Source organism: Streptomyces alkaliphilus (assembly GCF_014141535.1).
Classification (GTDB): domain Bacteria; phylum Actinomycetota; class Actinomycetes; order Streptomycetales; family Streptomycetaceae; genus Streptomyces; species Streptomyces alkaliphilus.
In genome coordinates this window covers 1-1583 of record NZ_VKHT01001092.1, presented here as the reverse complement: position 1 = coordinate 1583, position 1583 = coordinate 1, and the positions used below count along the sequence as shown (strand labels likewise).

General features: G+C 73.9%; 4 protein-coding genes. 3 read left to right on the top strand and 1 reads right to left on the bottom strand.

Going from position 1 to position 1583, the window contains the following annotated elements; all coding sequences use genetic code 11:
- Nucleotides 1-122: 122 nt before the first annotated feature.
- A complete protein-coding gene (locus FNQ90_RS28235; RefSeq protein WP_323380126.1) occupies nt 123-656 on the bottom strand; it encodes a PASTA domain-containing protein in 534 nt (177 codons plus the stop codon).
- Nucleotides 657-707: 51 nt separating this feature from the next.
- On the opposite strand from FNQ90_RS28235, the gene FNQ90_RS22605 reads away from it, so the two are divergent.
- From FNQ90_RS22605 to FNQ90_RS22595, 3 genes are all read left to right on the top strand, one after another.
- A complete protein-coding gene (locus tag FNQ90_RS22605) occupies nt 708-1013 on the top strand; it encodes an RRQRL motif-containing zinc-binding protein (RefSeq protein WP_228471513.1) in 306 nt (101 codons plus the stop codon).
- A complete protein-coding gene (locus FNQ90_RS22600) occupies nt 1010-1225 on the top strand; it encodes a hypothetical protein (protein ID WP_182608041.1) in 216 nt (71 codons plus the stop codon). The genes FNQ90_RS22605 and FNQ90_RS22600 overlap by 4 nt, the downstream gene beginning before the upstream one ends.
- Before the next feature lie 15 nt (nt 1226-1240).
- Nucleotides 1241-1583, top strand: a 343-nt coding sequence (locus FNQ90_RS22595; RefSeq protein WP_182608039.1) for an ASCH domain-containing protein, incomplete at its 3' end; no start/stop codon positions are given.

Genomic DNA, 1583 nt, shown 5'->3' with positions numbered 1-1583 from the left:
CCCGGGCCCCCGTCCGGGCCACGCGATATCTCCTCACGCCCCGCGGCACCCGGCCCGCCGATGCCGTCCCGGGGCGCCCCGGTGCTCCGCCCGCGACCCCCATACGGTCGCGGGCGGGCGGCTCAGCCCTCGTAGCCGGTGGAGATGTGGAGGGTGATCTCGTCGGTCTCCGGGTTGAAGGGCTCGTACCGCTTGGGCGACTGGTTCACGACCATGCCCTCGCCCTTGAGGACCTCGTTCACCTTCTCGTCGTCGGTGTACCTCCACCCGGCGGCCTGGATGCACTCCTTCACCGACGCGAAGTGCTTGTCGTAGAAGTCGGGCATGGTGACGGTGCCCTCGTTCTCGCCCTCCTGGTCCCAGTAATCGCGGGCGTTGACGCACTCGGTGCTGTCGATGGTCTTGGTCTCGTCGCCCTCCTTGTAGCGCGGCTCGCGCTCGGTGGGCCCGTTCGGTTCGGTGTCGGTGCCGGCGTCGGTGCCGACCGCCGGGGCGTCCCCGCCGGCGTCGCCCGCCCCGGCGGAGGTGCCGGGCTCGGTGCCGGTGCCCTCGCCACCGGCGCTCTGTCCGGCCTCGGTGCCGCCCGTGGACGACTCCTCGCCGCGGTCACTGCCGACCATCACGAAGGCGACGAGCAGACCACCGACCAGGAGCACCCCGAGACCACACTCCCGACCTACGACTACCGCACCGCCCCCGACCACCTGATGACCCGCCGCCAGCTGCGGGACGCCGGACTGAGGCCCGGAGGTCACGCCCCCGTCGCGATCCTCCGCTGCCGCCGCTGCGCCTACCGCCCGCTCCGCACCTGCACCCGCCCGGCCTGGCTCTACGACGCCCGCCTGGCCGTGCCCAAGCGCGTGCCCAGCCTCGCGCAGGAAGAGGCCCTCGATCGCGCGATGGCCGCCCGGCAGACCTGCCAGGGGTGCGGGATCCGCCAGCCGTACTGCCTGCCCCGCGCGGACCGGCGGTGCGCCGACTGCGCGGCCCCGGACCTGGCGGTTGCCGCATGAGCCCCGACGCCCCGCTGCTGACCTGGAGGGACCCGAGGCACTACGACCACCAAAACGACCGCCCCTGCGCCCTGTGCGGCAGGCCCACCCCGCTCCGCTCCCACGCCGGGGAACCCGCGCACAAGACCTGCGCCGAACAGTGGGCCGGCGAGCACCCCGGCGATGTGCGGTTCATCTCCGACCCCGCGCCCCGCGCCCGTATCCACGCCTGACGAAAGGACCCCCGAGTGCGAGCACTCACGATTCGACAGCCCTGGATCGGCGCGATCCTGCACGGGCCGAAACGCCGGGAGAACCGGAGTTGGCGCCCGGCGAGCCAGCACATCGGCACCCGCATCGCGCTGCACGCGGCAGTCGCGGTCGACCGCCGGGCCGTTCTTCCTCCCGGCATCGTCCCGGCCTGGCCCGACCATCGGGGCGCAATCCTCGGCACCGCCACCCTCACCACCGCCCACCGAGCCGCCGACTGCTGCGCCCCCTGGGGCCACCAGGAGCCCGGCCTGTGGCACTGGGAGCTGGACGACATCCACCGCCTGGAGGAGCCCCTGCCCTGCCGAGGCGCCCTCGGAC

Excerpts from the sequence above, each read along its gene's own strand:
- FNQ90_RS22605 (WP_228471513.1), top strand. The coding sequence starts at position 708 with ATGACCCGCCGCCAGCTGCGGGACGCCGGACTGAGGCCCGGAGGTCAC.
- FNQ90_RS22600 (WP_182608041.1), top strand. The coding sequence starts at position 1,010 with ATGAGCCCCGACGCCCCGCTGCTGACCTGGAGGGACCCGAGGCACTAC.